At 40.1% G+C, this 23,154-nt stretch carries 3 protein-coding genes; all 3 read right to left on the reverse strand.

Annotation, left to right across the window (positions count from 1 at the left end; genetic code table 11):
- Positions 1-11 precede the first annotated feature (11 nt).
- The 3 genes from fabD to DRF65_RS19440 are packed head-to-tail and all read right to left on the reverse strand — an operon-like array spanning position 12 to position 23,151.
- Positions 12-2,246: an ACP S-malonyltransferase gene (fabD, locus tag DRF65_RS19430; RefSeq protein ID WP_115972402.1), complete on the reverse strand. Its 2,235-nt coding sequence runs from the start codon at positions 2,244-2,246 to the stop codon at positions 12-14.
- Positions 2,243-11,608, reverse strand: coding sequence for a non-ribosomal peptide synthetase (locus tag DRF65_RS19435; RefSeq protein ID WP_115972403.1), 9,366 nt, complete (start codon positions 11,606-11,608; stop codon positions 2,243-2,245). Before DRF65_RS19435 ends, fabD begins: the two co-directional genes overlap by 4 nt.
- Positions 11,608-23,151 (reverse strand): SDR family NAD(P)-dependent oxidoreductase, encoded by an 11,544-nt coding sequence (locus tag DRF65_RS19440; RefSeq protein WP_115972404.1) that lies wholly within the window; start codon positions 23,149-23,151, stop codon positions 11,608-11,610. The genes DRF65_RS19435 and DRF65_RS19440 overlap by 1 nt, the downstream gene beginning before the upstream one ends.
- Positions 23,152-23,154 lie beyond the last annotated feature (3 nt).

Here is a 23,154-nt window from a genome sequence, read left to right on the forward strand (position 1 = left end):
TTTTTTTAGTTTTAGTTGTTATATATAGTGTTTACTTTTTCTTCAAAAAAGAGGGTGGCCTCATGCATCAGTTTTTCACCAATCTGATCAACATGACGTGCCCGCCAGGATTCTAATCCTGTTCCCTTTACCCATTGATTAAAGGCTCCTAATGCCGGGCCGGTATGAATCTGAAAATCAACTCTTCGGTCACTGAATCCATTCAAGGCACTTCTGCTGCTAAATCCAAAATACCACTTGAATACCATAGCCATTTTCTGTTTTCCATTCTTTTCTGCTTTTTCAATGTCACTGCTATTCCCTTTTGATAACTGATAATTTTTGACTTCCTGCCAGATTTCATCCAGATTTTTTTTGAAATAGGATTCTTCAAGCTGTTTCCGGATATTTACGGGAAGTTCATCCAGGCTTTCATAATGATTGTAAAGTGTATATAGCTTATTGGCTCTTGGAGAAAAGAGTACTCCTTTTTTAAGTACCTGTACCTTTGCTCCTATTTCAAACATATCGCCTGCCGGTGCATAGTCTGTATCCTGAACATTCATTTCCTGTAACAGGTCCTTGACAAGGTCGCTGGTTCCAGCCTCAACGGTACATTGATTTATGGAACCTGTAAGTACAAAATCAGCTCCCATCATAAAAGCACAAACCACTGATTCTGGTGTACCGATTCCTCCTGCAAGACCAATTCTGATAGGTTTTGAATAACGACTGGCAGTAGAAATCTGATCACGCAATGTTCGGATTGCAGGCAAAATAACCAATGCTCTTCCGGCATCAGTGTGCCCACCGGAATCTGCTTCTACACAGATATCCTGGCTAACCGGCACTTCTCTTGCCATTTCTGCTTCCTGTTCAGTGATCTTTCCTTCAGCGATAAGTTGTTTCAATATGCGTTCCGGAGCAGGATTCATGAATACCTCAGCCACTTCGGGTCTGGAGATTTTGGCCATGATCTGGTTACTGGAAATAATATTACCATGAGCATCTTTTCCAAGTCCTTTGACACGGAAGTATACCAACGGTTTTGTCATTTGCATAAATGCAGAAGCTTCAATATATTTTATATTTTCTTTAAGGTAAAGGTCTACCAGCTTCCATTCTGTTTCCGGATCTCCGAAATGATGCAGTAAATTAATACCGAATGATTCACCATTATTTAGAGCAGTTTTTATTTGCCTGATTCCGTTTTCAATTTCATTCAACTGTAATCCACCCGTACCATAAAATCCAAACATTTTTGCTTTTCCTAACCGGATAACCATTTCGGGAGAAGCGACTCCGCGATACATTCCACCGGCAACATAAGGTAATTTAATATTATAATCCCGGCAAAAATCTTTGCTTCCAAGAAAAACTTTCTTTTCGTTTCCTGAAAGTACAGAAGATTTATGATGAGTCAAGGGGGAACAGTTTTTTTTGATATCTGCCACCATTCTTGTAAGAATATGGCCGCCTATTTCCTTGAATTCTGTTACTTCATTCCCCATTAAAAACCGGATGGAATCTACCCATCTTACAGATTGGGCTATCTGTGATCCCAAGGTTTCTTTAACTGCTGATGTGTACCAATTGGCAGTAGTATTTGCAACTACAGGAATATGTAATGGGTTCAAATCAACCCCACTGATAAATTGCTCAAATTCCAGGGCCGCGTTTTTCATGTAACGGGAATGGAAGGGAGCACTAACCTGGAGTGGGATTGCCTGGATCTTTTGTTCTTCAAAGTAAGTCACTGCACGGCGGATATCTTCTGCCTGACCTGCAATTACAATTTGACTCGTAGTATTATAGTTGGCTATATCAATTCCATCAAAGCCACCTTCAGCGAGTAATTTTTTTAATTTTTCTGCTGAAGTACCCAAAATAGCAGCCATTCCTCCTCCTGAAGCAGCAGCCATTAAAGCTCCGCGCTTATGAACGAGTCTTAATCCTGTTTCAAAATCAAATACTCCAGACGCCAATAAGGCATTATATTCTCCAAGACTATGTCCGGCCAGGAAGTCCGGTTTGGGATTCTCTTTCAGGTATTCCCAGTAATGCATAGCACTGACAGTAAAAATTGCAGGTTGGGTATATTGGGTTTGTGCAAGCAAATCGTCTTTATCTTCCAGACATAATGCTTCCAAATCGTATCCCAGGATTTCTCTGGCTTTTATTTTTATTTCCGGATATTTTTCAAACAATCCTTTTCCCATTCCTTTGAACTGGGAACCTTGTCCCGGAAAGATTAATGCTTTTTTCATACGCTTGTAATTTTTGATGAGATGGTTACTATTTCAACCAATTTTTTCAGACTGTTTCCTTCGAAAATTGTAAAGTGATCTCCTTCCAGTTCATAATAAGTATAGGTTCCGGTAAGCCAGGCTTCCCAAGCTTTTGCATCTCTTTCAGATCCGATAAATGAACGGTCTGTTGCCACTAAAATGTGGGTATTGCTGTTCACCGTTGATAATGCCTTATAACGGGAATAAGCAACACAATTATTCCTGAACATTTCGAGGAATTTCTGTACGGTTTCCATGGTTATTTCGGCTGGAAACAGTTTCATTTCAACTGCCTCATCCAACATTTGCTGCATGGTGCTTCCTTTTATAAGCTGCCCACCTTTCTGAAAACTAAGATCCTTCAGAAATTTTTCAAAAACTTCCGTTTCGTGAACGTTTTCCAATTGATATCCACTGGAATGGAAGTAAGAATCAATCAGGAACAGATCTTCTACCTTTTCTCCCATCAGCTCGAGCTGGCGAGCCATTTCAAACGAAATAATTCCGCCGAAAGACCACCCCCCTATGCAATAAGGACCTTCGGGCTGAACGGATTTCATGTCTTTAATATAAGCTGCGGCCATTTTCACTACATCCTGAGATTCATTTCCTGTGGCATGAAATCCATATACAGGTGTTTCCGGATCCATTAAGCGAGCTAACTGGTTATAGCAAAAGACGGATCCTCCGATCGGATGAACCAAAAAGAGCGGTTGACCGGCAGCACCGGCATTTCGGATGGCAACAACCGATTTTATAGTACTCTGGCCTGAGGATTTACCGGCAATCACCTGAAGTTGGGCAGAGAAGCGGCTGTTTTGTAATAATTCACTTAAGTCGATCTTCAATTGAAGGTTACTTTCCAGCAAAGCAGCCAATCGAATTACCAACAAAGAGTTGCCTCCCAATTCAAAGAAATCATCTGATCCTGAAATATGATTTACCTGAAGCAGTTCTTTCCAAACTGTTTGAAGTGCTATGGTGAGATTTTCCGATACTGCTTCCGCGCTAGGCTCTTTTTGCTCAGCTGTTCGCGGATCAGGAAGACTTTTCCTATCGATTTTTCCATTTTGTGTAACTGGAAGATCATCGAGGGAAACAATGTATTTCGGAATCATGTAGGCTTGAAGCTGAGATCGCAGCTCTTCTGTTAATTCCTGTTCATTGATAGGCTGGTTTTTAGGTACAGTATAAGCCACAAGGTAATTGTTACCAATGATATCTTTCCGTATATCAACTACAGCAGCTTTTACTTGATCGGAACGCAGTAAAGCAGCTTCTATATCCCCCATTTCAATGCGATAACCCTGTACTTTCACCTGAAAGTCTTCTCTTCCTAAAAACTCAATATCACCATTTCGCATCACACGCCCCAAATCACCCGTTTTATAAATGATTTCGTTTGTTTCCGGGTGACGGACAAATTGATTTCTGGTTTTTTCTTCATCTTTCAGATAGCCTTTTGCCACTCCAATTCCACCGATATAAATATCTCCGGTAGTAAGAAAAGGACAAGGATTCATAAACTGATCAAATACATGCATGCTTTGATTGGCCAGAGCTTTTCCGTAAGGAATACTACGCAGCGTTGGATCAACCTCTTTGATTTCGTGATAAATGGACCAGATAGAAGCCTCAGTTGCCCCGCCCAGACTCACTACTTTTGCATTCGGTACAAACTGCCGTATCCTTTCAGGAAGCGTTACGGGAATCCAATCCCCGCTCATCATTACCAGTTTAAGTTGTGGAATAACTTTTTTCTCCAGCAATGCATTGTATTCGATAAGCATATTCATCAATTCAGGAACAGAATTCCAGACAGTGATTTCATATTCCTGAATCAGTTTTATCCAATGTCCGGGATCACGCAGCTTTTTATAATCCGGAAATACAATGGTACCTCCACAACCAAGTATTCCGAAAATATCAAAAACAGATAAATCAAAGTAGAGAGCAGAAAGTGCCAGTACCACACTTTGATTATCCAATTCAAATCGACTGTTTATATCTATACAGGTATTGAGCGCTCCCCGGTGATCAATCATCACTCCTTTTGGGAAGCCGGTAGAACCTGAAGTAAAAATAGTGTATGCCAGGTCACTGTCTGTCAGTTCGATTTGAGGCGTTGTATCTGACTCATATGCAAAATCGGTTTCAATATTCCAACAGCGAACGTGTTCAGGGAATGCAAATTCTTCTACCTGAACAGAAACTGTAGTTATCACCTGGTGTACTCCGGCTTTTTTCAGAATATAATTTAATCTGCTTTCTGGCATTGTAGGATCTAATGGAAGATATGCTCCGCCGGATTTCATAATTCCAAGTGTTGCAGGAACCTGTTCCCAACCTTTGTGCATTAACACCCCTATGAGCTTATTCGGGCTGACTCCGTTTTCTTTAAGTTTGTTTGCAATACGATTCGACAAGTGTTGTATCTCTTTATAAGTGAGTTTTACTTCTCCGTCGATTACTGCTACTTTATCTCCATATCGTTGTGCACTTTTCTCGAAAGGATCAAATAAAAAGGTTTTAGGAATTTCAGCCTCCGTTTCATTGGTATGGTTAATCAATGCTAACTGATCTTCCAATATAACAGACTCCAAAGGTGTATTCCAGTTTGCAGCAGCAAGCATACGGATAGCTTTTTCATAGGAACGTATAATATCATCAGTGACACCATTCTGGAAGTATCCGTCATCGATGTCAAATGAAAGCAGTAATGATCCGTCCGGTTCCTCACAAACCTGATGATCCATCGCAACCTGGGGAACCTGAAGGCTTGCAGAAACTCTTCTGAATGGATGCTTTTCATCATATCCTAGGCCAAAAGCACTGGCAAAAGTTACCGGAATAGCAATTTTTCCAAGTAATCCACGTTCGATATTGAGATCTCGAATCACCTCAATCCCGTTATAAGACTTGTATTTCTGGTCTTCCCAGATCTGACGTGAAACGGCAGCTACTTCTGCAGAAAAGGATTGCTCTTTTCTATAATCCAGCTCTAAAACTGAAATACGGGAAAAGTTTCCAATAACCTTATTGATTTCTGCATTCGGGAATTCTCTTCCCAAGGTCATCATCGTTAATGAAAAATGTTTGCTTCGGCTGTATGTCGCCAATACTTTTGTATAAGCAGTACACAATACTGATGAAAGTGACAAATTACTTTTACGTACTTTATCTTTTAGAACGGAAAAGGTTTCGCGATCTATTTTTTTCTCTTTGTGTACCATTATGCCTTCATCCGTTCCATTACTGTAAGCCAGTTCAGGGCCAAGTGGTAAATCTTTCAGGCGGGTTTTCCAGTATGCTTTTGCCTCTTTGTATTTCTGGCTATTACGAAGCTCTTTTTGATAATCAACATAATCCCTGAATGAAATTGTTAAAGGTTCAAGAATTAAATCTGGATTTGTATAAAGATCAAATAGTTCCTTGAAAAAGATCGCCACACTACTTCCGTCACATACGAGTAAGCTCAGATTAACCACCACCTGATCTTTAAGATTGGTTTTGAAGACTGTGAAATCAAACAATGGCCAGCTAAGTTTATCAGGACTTGATTTTCTTTTTTCATTCACATCATTGATTATGACCTGTTCAGCGGTTTCCTGATCCATTTCAAGAAGATTCTTCATGGTCGCATTGTAAAACGGAATATGTTCTATCAATTGTTGCTGACCGGTTTCCAAAAACCTGGTTCTCAAAATACCATGTCGGTGAATCAACTGATTGATTGCCTGATCCAATTGTTTTACATCTATGGAATCAAATTCAAAACGAACTGTAAGATGTGCTTGCTTTCCTCCTAATTCAAGTTCTTTATTTTCTCCTACCCAATATGCCTGTTGCATATAGGACAATTCAAACGGAGTAATATCTGCAGAAATTTCGCTCACTGGATTAGTAACCTGTTCTGCAGCATTATTATCTGAAGTAATGAACTGTTTAATCAGATCATCAATAGTAGTATACTGATACAGGTCTCCTGCTTCTAAAGACGTTCCAAATGCTGTATTTATTTCACGTATGATTTCCACGCCATTGATGGAATCCATTCCCAATTCGCTGAATACGCTGTTATCATTGAAATCAGCACTATTAATATGCAAACAGTTAGAAATGATGATCCTGATGGTTTTTCGTGCTTCAGAAAGGTCTATTCCTATTGTTTTTTCAAGAAAAGGGAGTTCTTTTTCTATCCCTGCAGTATGGTTATCAGGAGTTTGGACAGCAGGTCCTTTTTCTGTTAATCCGGAAATATGGCTGGCCAACTGATGGGGTGTAGCAAAATGGTATAAAACGGCTCCTTCAAGATCAAGACTGAATCTGGTATTGATTTCCCTAAGGATTTCCACTCCATTAATGGAATCCATTCCAAGCTCAGTAAATACGTTGCTGTCAGTGATATCTGTAGTTTGAAGATGAAGTGCTTCTGCTACAATCTCTTTCAGGAAAGACAGTATCGAGGTATCTTCATGCATTGTTTCTGATACAATTATCGCTGTATCTGCACCTATTTCTACAGCTTTCGAATTATGACCGTTCAAGTGAGCAGCAAGCAAATTGAGTGTCCCGTACTCATACAATACCGGACCTTCAAGTTGCAGCTGCAGGGTTTCATTTATTTCCCGAAGTATCTCAACTCCGTTGATGGAATCCAATCCCAACTCCGTAAATTGAATATCAGCGGTAATTTCAGAATCCGGAATATGAAGTATTTTTCCCACAATTCTTTGCAGGGTCCCGAACAACTGTCCTTCACTTTGATCATTCAATATTGGATTCTGAACCAGTATATTATCTGATGACAGCCTGCTCAGAGTTATTTTTATTGTTTCCGTAGAATCTGTGATTGATTTTCTTCCTGCAACTTCTACTGGTGGTATTAACTTAACTTTCCCAGGCACTGATTCTTTTTCTAGGATTACTGAGTGAACTACCGGTGTATGAGGTTTGGAAAACTGCTCGGCTATTTTCTGTTTTACTTCTGGCTGCGCAAAAGTAATTTTCTGCATTTCTACCTCCCGGGCAATATGTTCTGTTTGTTTCACAGAAAGGTCATAAGCCAGTTTCTCTTTTAAGAGCTTCAGTGCAGAAACCGGTTTTGTTGCCATGTCACGTGCAATTTTCAAAGCTTCTCCCACAACATCCATACAGATTCTCACTGATGAACCTTTTTCGCGCAATTCTTTACCACTGTACATTTTTCCGGTAAAGAGCATTTCATTTGCTATGTTGATGCCAAGTTTTTCTCCTAACAGGAAAGTAGCTCCCATTCCCGGTGTAAATCCATAATTCATGAAATTGGCGCTGTAAGTACTCTTTTCTGAAAGTAAGACTATATCACCGTATAATCCAAGAACTAAGCCGCCGCCAAGTGCATGCCCCTGCATTGCAGTAATGACTGGTAAATCGAATTCCAGCAGTCCTTTATATAAAAACGGCAAATCTGTATAAGCTCCTTTATTATCGGAAAGATCTGTAAGTCCTTCCCTATCTCCACCCATTGCAAAAATGGTATCATATCCGGTCAGAATTACTACTTTCAAATCTGTTCGCTTGCTCAATTGATGGAAAGCCAGATAAAGGTCATTGACCATATCATAAGTAAACATATTTTTTGAAACTCTGGATTCCATAGCCACAACAGCAATTCCATTTTCAGGAAAAGTCGTATTTACCGTGCCTGTTGATTTACCTTGCAGACCATTGAGGTATAGTGATTTTGAAACCGGGATAATGGCCGGTTTTATTTCAGTATCTAATTTCTTTTTGATCTCTTTATCCAGAAAGCTATCAAACCAATACCGTTTATTGTCGAATGGATACGTTGGTAAACTGATCTTATGTGGGAATTGTCCGTTATAAATCTCTAACCAGTTTATATTTGATCCGCTTACCCATTGATTTGCCAATTCATTAAATACAGAAAAAAATACTTCGGATCGAGTACCGTTTTCTGAAGAACCTACAAGGTATTTACCTGATTCTCCGGTAAGAAAAGCATTTAACTGCTTCATCAGATCATGCAGGCTATCTGCTTCAATGACCAAACGGTGTTCCATAGCCATACGCCCGGTTTGAAGCGTGTATGCGACATTATATACAGAAAGGTCTGGGTGATCCTGAATATAAAGTTTTAGTTTTTGTGCATAATGTTGTAGCTGCTTTCCGTTTTTCGCAGAAATTATTACCAGTGCAGGATCGTTTGATGTATAGTTTTTTTGTACCGCCTTGTATTCCTGAACAATCATATGTGCATTGGCACCCCCTGCACCGAAACCACTGATTCCTGCTGTTCGTAAAGTGCCGTCTTCAACATTCCATTCTTCCAGCCTTTGCTGGACTGAAAAAGGTGTATCATCAAAACGTATCTTCGGATTAAGACTTTGGGAATGAAGAGATGGAACCAATTGTCTGTGTTTGAGCTGTAAAAGTATTTTCGTCAGCCCTGAAATCCCGGCAGCAGATTCGCAATGCCCAATATTGGACTTAATGGAACCGATTCTACAGAATTGTTTTTTTTCTGAATTAAACGCTTTTGTCAGTCCTTCAATTTCTATTGGATCTCCCAAGCTGGTTCCGGTACCATGAGCTTCAATATAACTAATTGATTCGCCGGACAAACCAGCTTTTGACAATGCAGAACTGATTACATTCGCCTGTGAAGCAGGATTAGGAATGGTATACCCATTACCTTTACCTCCGTGATTAATAGCTGTTCCAAGAATTGTTGCATAAATCTGGTCTCCGTCTTTCTGTGCATCTGAAAGTCGTTTTAATACTACTGCTCCAACTCCTTCACCCGGAACAAATCCCTGCCCGTTACTTCCAAAACTCTCACAACGGCCCTTCGGTGACAGGAATGTACCCTGACTCAATACCAGGTATTTATTAGGATGCAGGGTAAGGTTTACACCGCCGGCAATAGCAATATCTGTATCGCCACATTTCAGATCATTACATGCCATGTGAATGGCTGTTAAAGAAGATGAACACATCGTATCGACTGCCATACTCGGTCCATTGAAATCCATACAGTATGAAACCCTGTTTGCAATTCCAGCCGGATTAGCTCCCAATGCAACTCTTCCGGTTTCAGATTCCATTACAGCACCATACAGCTGATATTCTTCATACATTACCCCAACATATACACCCGTTTTGACAGCATTACGTTTACTGAAGTCTGTGTATTTGTATCCGGAATCTTCAATGGATTCCCAGGCAGTCTGAAGGAATAAACGTTCCTGCGGATCCATCCGTTCTGCTTCTCTGGGAGAAATATTGAAAAATAGCGGATCAAACTGATCGAATTCATCAATAAAACCTCCGTAAGGACAGTAATTTTTGCCAGGTTTTCCCTTCAAAGGGTCAAAAAATATCTCATTATCCCATCGATTCAATGGGATTTCAGAAATCATATCTTTTCCTTCGGATAATACCTTCCACAATTCATCTAAAGTCTTTGCTCCTGGATATTTACCACTTACACCGATGATTGCAATAGGTTCATGAATAGATGAGGTATTCGCAGATTGTGAAGCTTGCGCTTGCCCCTGAGTGGGGTCAGAAATAGAAAGCCCCGGTTCAGAAACAAAATATTCTGAATAATTTTCTGAAAAATAGTGTGTCAGTTCGTTAATTGTTGAATACTCAAAAAATATGGTTGACGATATGACGGGAATGATGCGTTGCACTCTTTTGGTAAATTCTCCAATCATAATAGAGTCTATTCCCAGTTCATCAAGCGGAGCATTCAGGTCCAGGCGTTTTGCATCGCATTGTAGTAATTCAGCAAACATATTGATGAGGAAATCCCCTATTTGTTTAGGCTCTAAAGAAACCTTATCCTCTTTTGAAGCATCCGCAACAATAACCAGTGGTTCAGTATTTTGTACTGATAAGTAAGAAGCCAGTTCATTAATTGTTCCGTATTCAAAAAGCAGTGTTACTGAAATATCACCGTATTTTTGTGACAATTGTCTGGAAAGTGTTCCTATCATAATGGAATCAACTCCCAATTCATCAAACGGAGCATTCAGATCCAGGCGTTTTGCATCGCATTGTAAAACAGAAGAAAATACGTTTTTGAGTTCTTCGAGAATGAGATTACTGTCTGAGGCAACCTTTTTCCGGGCAGATAATGTTGTAAGCTGAGTCTGAGTCTGAGTCTGTGTTAAACTTATTTCCTGTTCAATCCATCCATCACTATAAGCAGCAATAATTTGCTGGGAACAGCTGTTACCAGACGGATAAGCAGTACTTCTTACAAAACCGGTTTCTTCCAGCGCAATGGTCCAGTTTTCAAAAGATAGTCCCGGATTGTTTTTAAATCGGAGTTCTTCGTCTTCATACAACCACCATCCATCAAGAAGTCCAAAGGTCAGTGTTGTGAATAATTCCTTACGTGCAATTTCATTCATCAGTACCACACCATTTGCTTTCAACAGCTTTTTCAGTTGTGTAAGCGTATTAGTGATATCTTTTGTAGCATGCAATACGTTAGCGGCAATGATAATATCGTAAGTCCCTTCCGTAAATCCTTGTTCTAAAGGATCTTTTTCAATATTCAGAATGGATGTTCTGAATCCTGTAAAATCCGATTTAAACAGTGATTCAGCATTGAACAGAAAGCTTTTTGAAAGATCTGTAAAATGATAGTCAATGAACTCTTTTTGTGCAACCAACTTGTTCAGTACACATTTAGTTGTCCCCCCTGTTCCGGCACCAATTTCTAAAATCCTGATTTTCCCATCAGTACTGGCAACTCCAGTTTGTACCAGACCAGCTAGTAATTCATTGAAATAATCTGCTTGTTTGTTGCCATTGTAAATTCCTTCCACCAATTCCAATGATCCGAGTGGAAAAATAATGTCTGTAGCACGTTTTCTCCCTGTGAGAATATCTCCATACATTGCAAAACAGAGGCTCATCAACCGGGTATGCGGTTTAAAATCCGGATAAGTTTTACCGAAATCGGCAAGATCTGAGAGTATCTTATTCATCGACAGGATTTCGCTGGAAATATGTAAAGCATCTTCTGATAGGGCCAAATAACCGTGTTGAACCAACTCTTCAATCAATTCTGTGAACAGTCTTTCATATTTCGGTAAAATTTCCAATTGTACCGCCAGTTCACTCGTTTTACTCAATTGATTTCCGTTTTCTCTCAACCCTAGATTGTACAATACTGTAATCAGTCCTTGGAAAAGAATTTTTTCCATTAAGCATACTTTCTCTGTTTCAGCATTGAAACGTTGTGGTTCAGGTATATTCAATACTACCTGAGAATATTGATTTACTTGTGATATCTTTTTATTTTGATTGATTAGGCTCATTAGTTCAGAAATTTGATTGCTGCCAATTGTTTTTGTTCTCCTGCTAAAATTTGTTCAAGAATTTGCATTCCTTCTTTTGCGTTAATGCTTCCCAGCCCTGACGCTGCAAGTTTTGCTCTGTATTCGTCTGTGGAAACGATTCCTACGTCTCCCCAATATCCCCAGTTGATTATATACACCGGTGTGTTTTTTCTTTCCTGTTGCAATGCATGTGCATAGCTGTCTTTGTATGTACAACCGGCTGAATAATTGCTTTGTCCGGCGGCATTTACCTGAGACTGAATGGATGAGTAAAAACAAATAAAGTCCAGTGCTTCCCCCTTGAATACTTCAAAGAGATTTTGTGTAGCCAGCGACTTAGGTTCAAATGCCATTTTAAACGATTGTTCCTTCATATTTTTGATCAGGCGGTCATTTAAAACAATGGCAGAATGGAAGATTCCATTAATGTGGAGTCCCTGTTCCATAAATAACTTATGAATATTTTCTACTTCTGATTTTTTTGTAGCATCACACTGGAAGTATTCCGGTCGATTGGAAGGAGTACCAACCGAATTAATCTCTTGTTCAAGCTTAGAATCCATTCCTCTTCTTCCCAGCCAAATCACTTTGGCGTTATATTGTTTAATGAGATAATCAGATGTTACTCGTCCTATTCCTCCGGCTCCACCCAATAAAAGATAGACTCCATTCTGTTTCAGTTTGGATGAAACACCAGTATGTTGATCCAGTTGTCTCAGTTCAGATCTGAACAGAAAGCCATTTCTATAGGCTACTACTGCTCCATCTTTATTGGATGAATGAGATATCAGGGCATCCCAGTTCCATGTAGTTTCTGTTCCCAGATCAATCATTCGGATGGTCCATCCCGGCTGTTCTTTTGCTAAAGACCCGATGATTCCTACAATACCGCTTCCTTTAGGATTGACTGTATCTGTATCCAATACTTTTTGAGTATTTCTGGTAAATACTGTTAATTCTATATTTTGGGGGTTAAAAGTACTTTCCTGCAGCACTTTGACTGCTCGGAAAACGGTGTACTCCATCTGCTCCAGACTGTCTTCCTGACTGTAGGCAGATTGAAGTCCATGCAAAAGATATATGTGCCCAACTCCCACCGGAACGTGATCCAGAGTATCCGCATATAACGGAACTATCCCTTTCTTCTTCAGATCTTGTGCTAAGCTATCTGATAGGATTTTATCTGTTTTTTGTCCGATAATTAAATGTTGTCCAATATTTAAAATAGGTTGTACAGATATTTTCCCTGTTTTGATTCTATTCCATTTTGGGATATATAAATGTTTCTTTCTGTTTTCTACAATTTGAGGTTTGTTTACTGCTTCATGTAATGGAAACACAGCTACGTTTTGTGCTTTTCCCAGACATAGGCCTTCTTCATCGTAGATTTCGACAGTGAATGTAGTTTTACCCTGTACGTCCAATTCTTTTCGCGCATAGGTCCAAACCCTTTCTGGCATTGAGTGGTAAAGCAATAAATCTTCAATTCCAAAAGGAAGTTTCAGAGTTGAGTTCTTGTGATCTATGCCCAGGCAAGTTTGAAAACAAGTATCTAGCTGACCCAGAACAGATTCTTCACTTGAATTTCCAATTTTTTCTGAATAGGCCCATGCCTCATTTTCACTGAAATACAGCTTTTTCATCCCGTTGAAAAGCGGACCATATTCCAATCCTATAGAAGCGAATCGTTCATAAAACTCATTATTTTCCAAGGCAAAAGGAAGTAATTTGTATTGTTCATGTTTGCGACCTGAAATAACAGGTTGTTCTGTTGAAAATGACGTGAATCCTTGCGATTTCACTTTCGTCTGACCCTGCTCTACTGTAGTAATCCGGTACTCAAACTCCTGATCTTTTTGTTTGATTTCAACCTGAAAGGTAATTGGCTCCCGCCCAATATACCCGGGATCCAACAGTCGAATGTTACGGAAACGATTAACGTCCAAATGAAATCCTTGTTTCATGGCCTCTTTTACGATCTGGAGATAATACACTCCAGGTACAATTTTCCGTCCCTGAACTTTGTGATCGTTTACCAAAGGACTGTTCGGAGCTATTGTGGTTTTGTATATCCATTCATTCAATGAAGTATTCACAGATGCTTCAATTGATTTTGTATGCACTACATCCACCCAGTGACGTTCTTTCTCAAACGGATAGGTCGGCAGACTGATCTTTTCAGGTTTTTCTCCATCAAATAAAGAAATTACTTCAATAGACTGTCCTTTTAACCAACTATTGATAATCTCCTGTAATCTTTGATTTACAATTTGTAATGAGCGCTGGTGGATACCTTGCGATTTTACATTTCCCGTTATGTAATGAACACCTGTCCCATTCAGATATTCCTGCAAAGTAACAAGCAAATCTGCTTGTGTTGAAGCAACAACAGCCAAGCGTTCAGGCATTGCTTCTCTTCCGGTTAAAAGGGTATACGATACATTATTTAAATTACGTTTTTCCTGAAGAAACTCACAATACAGTTTTACCATTTCCACCAACCGTTCCTGATTTTTTGCTGAAAATAGAAATAACCGCTCCTGATCCTGAACCGTCTTTTCCGGTAATCGTTCAAATGCCTCCAGTATCACATGGGCATTGGTGCCACTGTATCCAAAACTGCTGACAGCAGCTCTGCGAACTCCTGAATTTGGTAATTTCCATTCTCTCAATTCTGTATTCACATAAAAAGACGTTCCGTTTAACTGAATGTGCTCGTTACACTGATTATAATGCAACGACGGTGGTATCTGCTTGTTTTTCATAGAAAGGACCACCTTAAGTAAACTAGAAATTCCGGCAGCGGTAAGAGCATGCCCAATATTTGTTTTTACACTGCCTAGTGCACAGCTTTCTGGTTTGAAATCCTCACCGGAATACATTTCTTTCAGTGCTTTGATCTCAATCGGATCACCGAGTTTCGTTCCGGTTCCATGTGCTTCTACATAGGAAATACTTCCGGGATCAATATCAAAACGGTTTAATACCTGTTGAATAAGCTTTTTCTGTGAATTGGCACTTGGTGCCATAATACCATTGGTTTTTCCATCCTGATTGACTGCACTCCCTTTGATAACCGCATAAATGTTGTCTTTATCATTGATTGCCTGTTGTAACGGTTTTAGCAAAACCACCCCAACTGCTTCTCCCGGAACAAAACCATTCGCTTGATTATCAAACGTATGACATTTACCATCTTCGCTCAACATTTCCGTCTTGCTGGTAAGAATATGCATACTTTCCGTGGTCATGATATTTACACCACCGGCAATAGCCATTTCACATTCACCGTTCCGAAGACTTGAACAGGCCTGGTGAAGTGCTACCAACGAACTTGAACAGGCTGTATCAATGGCAATTGCAGGTCCCTGCAAATTCAATAAGTAAGAAATACGAGAAGCAAGCATCGAAGTGGTAACACCTGTCAATACATGATTATCCAATAATTCATTATGTTTAAAACGGTCAAAATAATCTCCCGGTCCAACCCCTACAAAGACACCACAGGCACTCTCTGAAAGACTTTCAGGCGAGTAACCTGCATCTTCAAATGTTTTCCAGACTTCTTGCAGGAATACCCGTTGCTGGGGATCCATTTTTTTTGCTTCTGCTGGAGAAATATTAAAAAAATAGGTATCAAATTTATCTTCGTCATGAATGGCTCCCATCCATTTTCCATAGGATTTGCCAGGAACCCCTCTCTCTTCAGAATAAATGTCTGCTACAGACCACTTCCTCCCCGGAACTTCAGTCACACTGTCTTTTCCTGAAGCCAGGTTTTTCCAGAATTCATCAACATTATCTGCCTGTGGAAAGCGACCACTAATCCCAATAATGGCAATATCCATTGCTGAAATCTGAGGCTGATTTTCTTCAACCAACACAACGTTTTCTTTAATTGAAGTAGTTTGTGTCTCAGGTATTATTATTAATTTCTCCGGAAGCTGACCTGTGATAAAACCTGCAAGTTTCCGGATATTGAAATAATCGTATAAAATAACGGTTTCCAATGACAGATCAAATTGTTCATTGATTCCCCGTACCACTTCAACACCGCTGATAGAATCTACTCCGAAATCAATAAAAGATTCATCGATGGACAGTTCTTCAACAGGAAGGTTCAGCATCCGACTGAAAATCTGTTTCAGAGATCCGGTTACATCTGTAGTGTTCTCCTGTACGGTCTCAATTTCTTCTTTCCCTGGTAAGATAACTGGCTCTGCAGTCGGTTGAACGGGTTCTTTCTGGGAAATAACCGGAATCGTCATTGAATTCTTTTCAATAAATACCGATAAGGTTTTGATATTCGGATAATCATACAATAATACCGCTTCCAACTGAAGATCAAATTTTTCATTGACGGACCGTATGAATTCCACTCCGCTGATGGAATCAATTCCCATATCCAGGAATGTATCATCTGCTCCAATTTCGTCTGTGTGGAGATTCAATAATGCGGCAGCACAATCTTTCAGAAAATCAATAATAGTTCCACTTTGAACGGTTACCTTCTGCTGGTCTGATTTAATATACTTTCCTTCCCTTTTCGATTCAACCAATAGTGGTTGGGTGACCGGTTTTAGTTCACTGATGAAATCTGTTTGTCTGACATCACGAAGTGATACTTTTATGAATGGCTCAAAACTGAATGGCTTTACTCCTTTAGCAGCAATCATATCAGGATGTGCAAGTTTAACTTTTGAGTCAACCGGAGCAATCGTGATCTTTTTCTCCGGATTTACCGCATTTGGACGATTAAACGTTGACATAATGAGGTTTCTGACTTCATCAGTATGAAATGTTTTATCGTGCATTTCCAATTCTTCCTTCACATGCAGCTGTAAATCCTGCAACATTCGGTCAGAAAGGTTTCTTTTCAAAACTTCCAAAGCAATTTTCGGTTTGGAAGCAAGCTCTTTTGCTGTCCTGACAGCTTCCTTCAGTACGTCTACCGTAATTTTTACAGTGGCTCCTCTTTCTCTCAATTCGTTTCCACCGATCAGTCGTGCAGTGTACATCATTTCCTGAGCCAGCTGCTGACCAAGTTTCTTCGGCATGATATAGGTGGCACCCATCCCAGGGGTAAAGCCGTATTTCATAAAGTTGGAACTATAAGTAGACCGCTCATCCATGTAAACGATATCTCCATACAACCCGAAAATCAGCCCTCCACCGACAGCCATTCCCTGTATTGCTGTAATAACAGGAACTTTAAATTCAAGGAGTCCCTGATATACAAACGGTGCATCGGTATATTTTTGTTTCTTACTGGCAATTCCATTTAAAACATCCTGTGAACCACCCATGCAAAATACATTGTCATAGCCAGTCAGAATTACAACTTTCAGATCAGCCCGTTGCTCCAGTTCCGAAAATGTTTTTGTAAGACTTTTGATCAGTTGATCATCAAGCATATTTTTGGTTTTGCGGGATTGCATTTTAACCATCACAATTCCGTTCCCCAATTCTTCTATTCCAATTTCATTTCCAATGACATGGTCTATCTGCAAAAACTCTTTAGTCTGAGATCCTTCGGATGTACTGATCTCCTTAATTTCGTTATACCAGCAGCGCTCACGCAGAAATGGATATCCGGGAAGCGCTATTCTCCGTACTTCGGCTGCATCGTAGAACTGTTTCCAGCTTACCGGCTGGCCCTTCAGCCAGGAATGCATAAGCGATTCCAATTCATTTGAAACCAGAAGATTTCGCCGGACAGCTATTTTTATATCTTGTTCATTAAAGGCATTTAAATCTGCTATTCCGGAAACAAACGCAGATTGTTTTCCAAGAATCACTTGCTCTAATTGTTGTTTTAAATCATTCAGAGAATCCGTTACCAAAGCGGTTCTTATGGACATTGCATCTCTTCCAACAAGTAATGTTTGAGCGATATCGTGCAATGAACAATCTGAATTTTTCTGAAGAAAGGCAAACAGATTTTTCTGAATAGTCAGAAGTTGGCTTTCCGTTTTTGCTGATAAACAGATCAATGTCTTTCCATGCTTCGGTTTCTTTGCTTCATTGTCAGAATATTCCTGCAGGATCACATGCGCATTGGCTCCGCCAAATCCAAAACTGCTCACTCCGGCTGTCCTCATTTTCTGATTTACAGACTCCCAGTATTCTGTTTCTTTTGCCAATCGGAACGGACTGTTGTGTAGCTTCAATAATTCGTTTGGTTCTTTGAGTTGTGGGTTCCCGCCCAATGTCTGATGCCCCAGGCACAGAATGGTTTTTATTATACCCGCAATACCAGCAGCTGCTTCCAGGTGACCAATAGAAGCTTTGACACTACCAAGTGTACAATTTGCTTGTTTTAATGGAGTATTTCCTGTCAGCTCTTCAAAAGCCATTTTAAGTGCATCTATTTCAATCGGATCACCAAGTGGCGTTCCCGTTCCATGCGCTTCAATGTAGCTGATGTCATTCGGATGGAGTCCTGCTTTCTGAATGGCGTGAATAATAAGGTTTCGTTGTGCATTAGGATTCGGAGATGTCAAGGTGCTTACTTTCCCACCGTGGTTTTCGGCCACAGATTTAATGACTCCATAAATCTGATCTCCATCGCGTAAAGCGGCAGCTTTGGATTTCAGTAGTATCAATCCCATTCCTTCGGAACGAACATATCCATTGGCATTTTTATCAAATGTTTTACAACGTCCGTCTTCACTTAACATTCCAGCCTGACTGAACGACAGTGATAATTCCGGGGATAAAATAATGTTTACTCCGCCCGCTACTGCCATTGAGCAATTACCTGACCGAATACTTTCTACAGCCCTGCTAATTGCAATTAATGAACTGGAACAAGCTGTATCGACCGGAATACTCGGACCGTGAAGATCAAAAAGATAGGATATTCGGTTTACCAATACAGAATGGGTATTTCCAGTTGCGTATTGTGCATATTGGTTGAGTCCTTTTTCCTTGTTGATCAGCGTTGCATAATCTGAGCTGGATACACCAATAAATACTCCGGTATCGGTTCCTTTCATTTGTTCCGGTGCAATTCCTGCGTGTTCAAATAAATGATAGACTCCTTCAATGCTAATACGGTGCTGAGGATCCATCAGCTGTGCCTCCAATGGAAGCACCCTGAAAAATTGGCGATCAAATTTATCTATATCGGAAATAAAACCTCCAAATTTTGCTTTTGTTCTTCCGCGTTCTTTCTTCTCATCACCATAGTACATTTCCCATTTCCAACGATCTTTTGGTATTTCAGTAATCAGGTCTTTGTTTTCTAAAATATTTCCCCAATAATCTTCCAGTGTTTCTGCTCCCGGAAATCTGGCTGTCATGCCTATTATGGCAATTTCATCTTCAGAAGCCAGCAGGCTTTCTTTCAAGTGTTTTTCAGATTTAATCTCCTGTGGTTCTTCTTTTTCCTCAAAAGATGCTGAAACCGGTTCCACTTGTTGAAGATTTTCAAGTTCAGAACTGTATGTTGCGGCAATATATGCAGCAAATTTTCTTATTGTATCATATTGGAAAAGCAAAGTAGGATAAAGTTCAATATTCCAATCGTCACCTAATTCGCTTGTAAGTTGAATCAAAACTGTAGAATCCAATCCAAGGTCCATAAACCCTTCATCTACTAAAATATCTGCCGGCTGAATGCTTGTTTTTTGAGCAATTTTATTACGAATCAGGCGAATGATCTCATTTTCCAACCCATGGATCAAAGGTTTCGTTACAATTGTTTTTGGGGTAACTTCTTCTTTTTCAAAAACGGCGGAATTGGTGTCCCCTAACCAGTAATTTTCTGATTGACGCTGAACTTTTAACGGGATTCGTTTACAATTCATTTTATCCTGAGTGGCTTTCGACAAAATGAGGTGACAGTTGGTTCCCCCAAATCCGAAACTTGAGATCGCTGCAATTTTCTGTTGTACATCCCATTTTTTACGAGCAGTAATCGGATAAAACGGTGATTCATTGAATTTAAATCGCGGATGTGGTTTTTCACAATGGATGGTAGGAACGAGTTCATCATGCTGCATCTGCAGAATAATCCTGATCAATCCGGTAACACCAGCTGCAGTCATGGTATGCCCAAGATTACTTTTTACCGAACCGATCGCACAAAATCCGGTTTTATCTGTTTGCTGCTGATAGACTTCAGAAGCTGCATTAATTTCGATGGGATCTCCAAGCAGTGTTCCTGTACCATGGGCTTCATAATAGGAAATCTGATCGGGATGTATTTCAGATTTAGCCAAAGCTTCTGCAATTACCTCTTTCTGACCTTGTTTATTGGGAACAGTAACTCCCATTGTCTGTCCATCGTTATTAACTGCAGATCCCTCCACCACAGCTAAAATCCTATCTCCATCCAGCAGTGCCTGTCCATAATCTTTCAGCAGAACCAATCCACCTCCTTCTCCCAGTACAAAACCATTGGCACGTTCATCAAAAACGTAACTTTTCCCGTCAGCAGAAAGAACATTTGCCTGGCTAAATCCAACATGTCCATATTCGTCTACTATTACAGAAATACCTCCTGCAATAGCCATGTTAAGCTTACCCGAAAGAATTGCGTCACATGCCTGATGGATCGCAACCAGTGAGCTGGAACAAGCCGTGTCAATTACCTGACTGGTTCCTTTCAAATCATAAAAATCTGAAACCCGGGCAGCAATCATGTTACTGATGCTGTTTACAATGATATGCTGGTGTGTTCCCTCGGGAAGTAAATCATATCCATTCCTGATATAATTATTGTCTTTTGCTCCAATAAATACGCCGGTATTAGTTCCGGCCAGTTCTTCTTTTTCGAAACCTGCAGATGCCAGCAGGTCGCGTGTTAGTTCCAGAACAATCCGCTGTTGTGGATCCATTGCAAGAGCTTCTTCCGGCTTTATCTTGAAATAGTGAATATCAAATGCAGCAGGGTTTTTCATGAATCCTGCTTTGTTTGAATAGGATGTTGAATTTGTTTTTGTTTTGTTATAATAACCTTTACGAAAAGATCTGTTAACAGGAACTTCACTGATCAGATCTCTCCCGTTTTGTAGATTTTCCCAAAGTTCTTCAGTATTTTCAGATTCAGGCAAATTGCAGGAAATTCCAATAATAGCAACTCTATTGGTTTTATATGAATTAACTTGTTTGTCCGGAGTTCCTGAAACCTGAGTTTCCGGAACTGCATTCTTCTGCAGAATTTCTTCCGCTGCAACAAGTTTGTTATCTACAAGATAAGCAGCCAACTCTCCGATTGACGGATGCTGGATGACCGTAGTGGGATCCAAAACACAGTCATATGTTTCTTCCAATGCCGTGAGGAGTTTCATCATGATGATTGAATCCAGTCCATAATCTGACAAATGAGAGTCTGCATCCAAATCGGATACATTTAATTTCAGGAGATTTGCACAAATTTCCTTTAATCGGTTTATTATTACTTCTATACTCATACCAGCAATTTGTGGTTCTTCATTGGTTGTTACGGTTATGTTGTCAAGTGGGATTTTTTCAATTATTTTTTGCTGTTCACCAAAGAGAACCAAAATATGATTCAAACTGCTTTTCAAAATAGCATCCAGGGCATCCATTCCCAAGTTGGTTGGAAGAGGTTCCATTCCCCAATGTCGCTTTAAGTACTGTTCTGAGGACTCATCGATCTGCATACCACCAGAACGCCACAACGGCCAGTTTATACTCAGAGTCTGTCCGTATCTTTCTCCGCGTTCAACTAAAATATTACGGTAATGTGTGTAATCATCCAGATAGGCATTCGCGGATGCATAATCTGACTGACCAATATTGCCCAATACGGCAGATACAGAAGAAAAATTAACAAAAAAGTCCAGGGACTCATCTTTGGTTGCCTCGTCCAGATTTATAATCCCTGAAATCTTAGGATCAAACACTGCTTTGATTTCTTCGTGGGTTTTCTGAATCAATAAACTGTCTCTGAGAACACCTGCAGCGTGAATGAGTCCGGTCAGATATCCATATTCCTCTTTGATTTGGCTTATGAGTCTTTCAACAGAAACGGTATCGTTTACATCGGTTTGAATGTATCTCCATGAAGGTTGATCTGACAGTAACTCCTGCTGCTTTGCATTGGCTGTTCTCCGTCCTGATAGAATAATTGTAGCTGTTGGATAATTCCTGCTGATGTGCTGGGCCAACTGAATACCTAAACTGCCAAATCCGCCTGTAATAAGGTATACCCCTTCCGGGCGAAAGGAAATGCTTCGGTTATCCGTAAGATCCACAGACCTCAGCGTACACACTGATCGGATTCCTCCTTGGTAGCGGATCTCTTTGGAAGCAGTATTGAATTCATTTTTTAGGATCTGCACCCATTTTTCAGGAGCATTAAAATCTTCCAGTCCAAGAATTCTTCCTGTAAACCAGGAACATTCCTGCTCTGCTGATTTGATTAATCCGCGTAAAAATCCAAAACAATGATAGTGAGAAGTTAATCCCGCAACAGTAAGATTCAATGGTGATTTACTGGTTATACTTTTAAGAATCTCTTTCTTTACTCTTTCAAACAGATCAACAGAAGAAGATGAAGAAAGATGAAGTACTTTACAGTCCAGAGATTCCGATACTGAAGCGATAAGCTCTTGTGAAGCATCGATCAGAACAATTGTATCGGATAGGGATAAAGTAACATCTGCATCCAACACAAGATTTTCCTGTTTCCAGGTACTTTGGTAGTAACTCACTGAGGCTGTTTCCGATATAGCAGAAACCGGATCGGGGTGATTCTGGCTCACCTCTGGTTTCTCTGCGGCTAATGTTAAAGCGGAAAAACCAATTAGTGACACAAATACTTTTCCTGAATTATCAGACAGGTAAATAGAATATTCTTTCAGACGTGCTTTCGGGTTCGTCACTTCAGTATAGCACCAAACGGTCTCCGGTAATGTGCCATATATATTCAATTCCCGAAGGCTGAAAGGCAGTTCAAGCGAACCTCCTTCCGGGACAAACCCAATTCCCATACAAGTTTGTAAAGCACTGTCGAGCATTCCCGGAGAAAGAACAAAACCGTCTTCCCGTGGTAATATTATTTGAGATACCGCACAGGTTTCTGAACAGTACATCTCTTTGATTCCCTGAAATGTGCGACCGTAGAACAGTCCCCGACTCCGGAAACTTTCATAACTCTCTTCTGCAGAAACAACCTGCTTACATGACATCCGTGCAGCTTGCAGATCAATTGTACGTGGGATAGGTAAAATTCCTGTGTAAATGTGTCCCTGACTATGTATTTCTTTGGTACCGGAGCTTCGGGAACCAATCTCATAAGTAATTCCTGAAACTTCTTCCATATACCCGGTTACCACATCAACTGGTTCATTATAAACGCGAATCGGGCGCATCCAAACCACATCACGTAATCCTGTCACCTGTTTTTCAAGAATGTATTCTCCTCCAAAACGGGCCAATTCAAGGTAAGCAACTCCGGGAAGGACTTTTGTCCCCTGAACCACATGGTCGGAAAGAAACGTTTCCAATCCTGTAAATCTGCTTTGAAATTCTTTTAATATTGTTTTCATCTT

The organism is Chryseobacterium pennae, assembly GCF_003385515.1.
GTDB classification, from domain to species: Bacteria; Bacteroidota; Bacteroidia; order Flavobacteriales; family Weeksellaceae; genus Chryseobacterium; species Chryseobacterium pennae.

Coding starts and splice junctions, on each gene's coding strand:
- fabD (WP_115972402.1), bottom strand. CDS start 2,246: ATGAAAAAAGCATTAATCTTTCCGGGACAAGGTTCCCAGTTCAAAGGA.
- DRF65_RS19440 (WP_115972404.1), bottom strand. CDS start 23,151: ATGAAAACAATATTAAAAGAATTTCAAAGCAGATTTACAGGATTGGAA.
- DRF65_RS19435 (WP_115972403.1), bottom strand. CDS start 11,608: ATGAGCCTAATCAATCAAAATAAAAAGATATCACAAGTAAATCAATAT.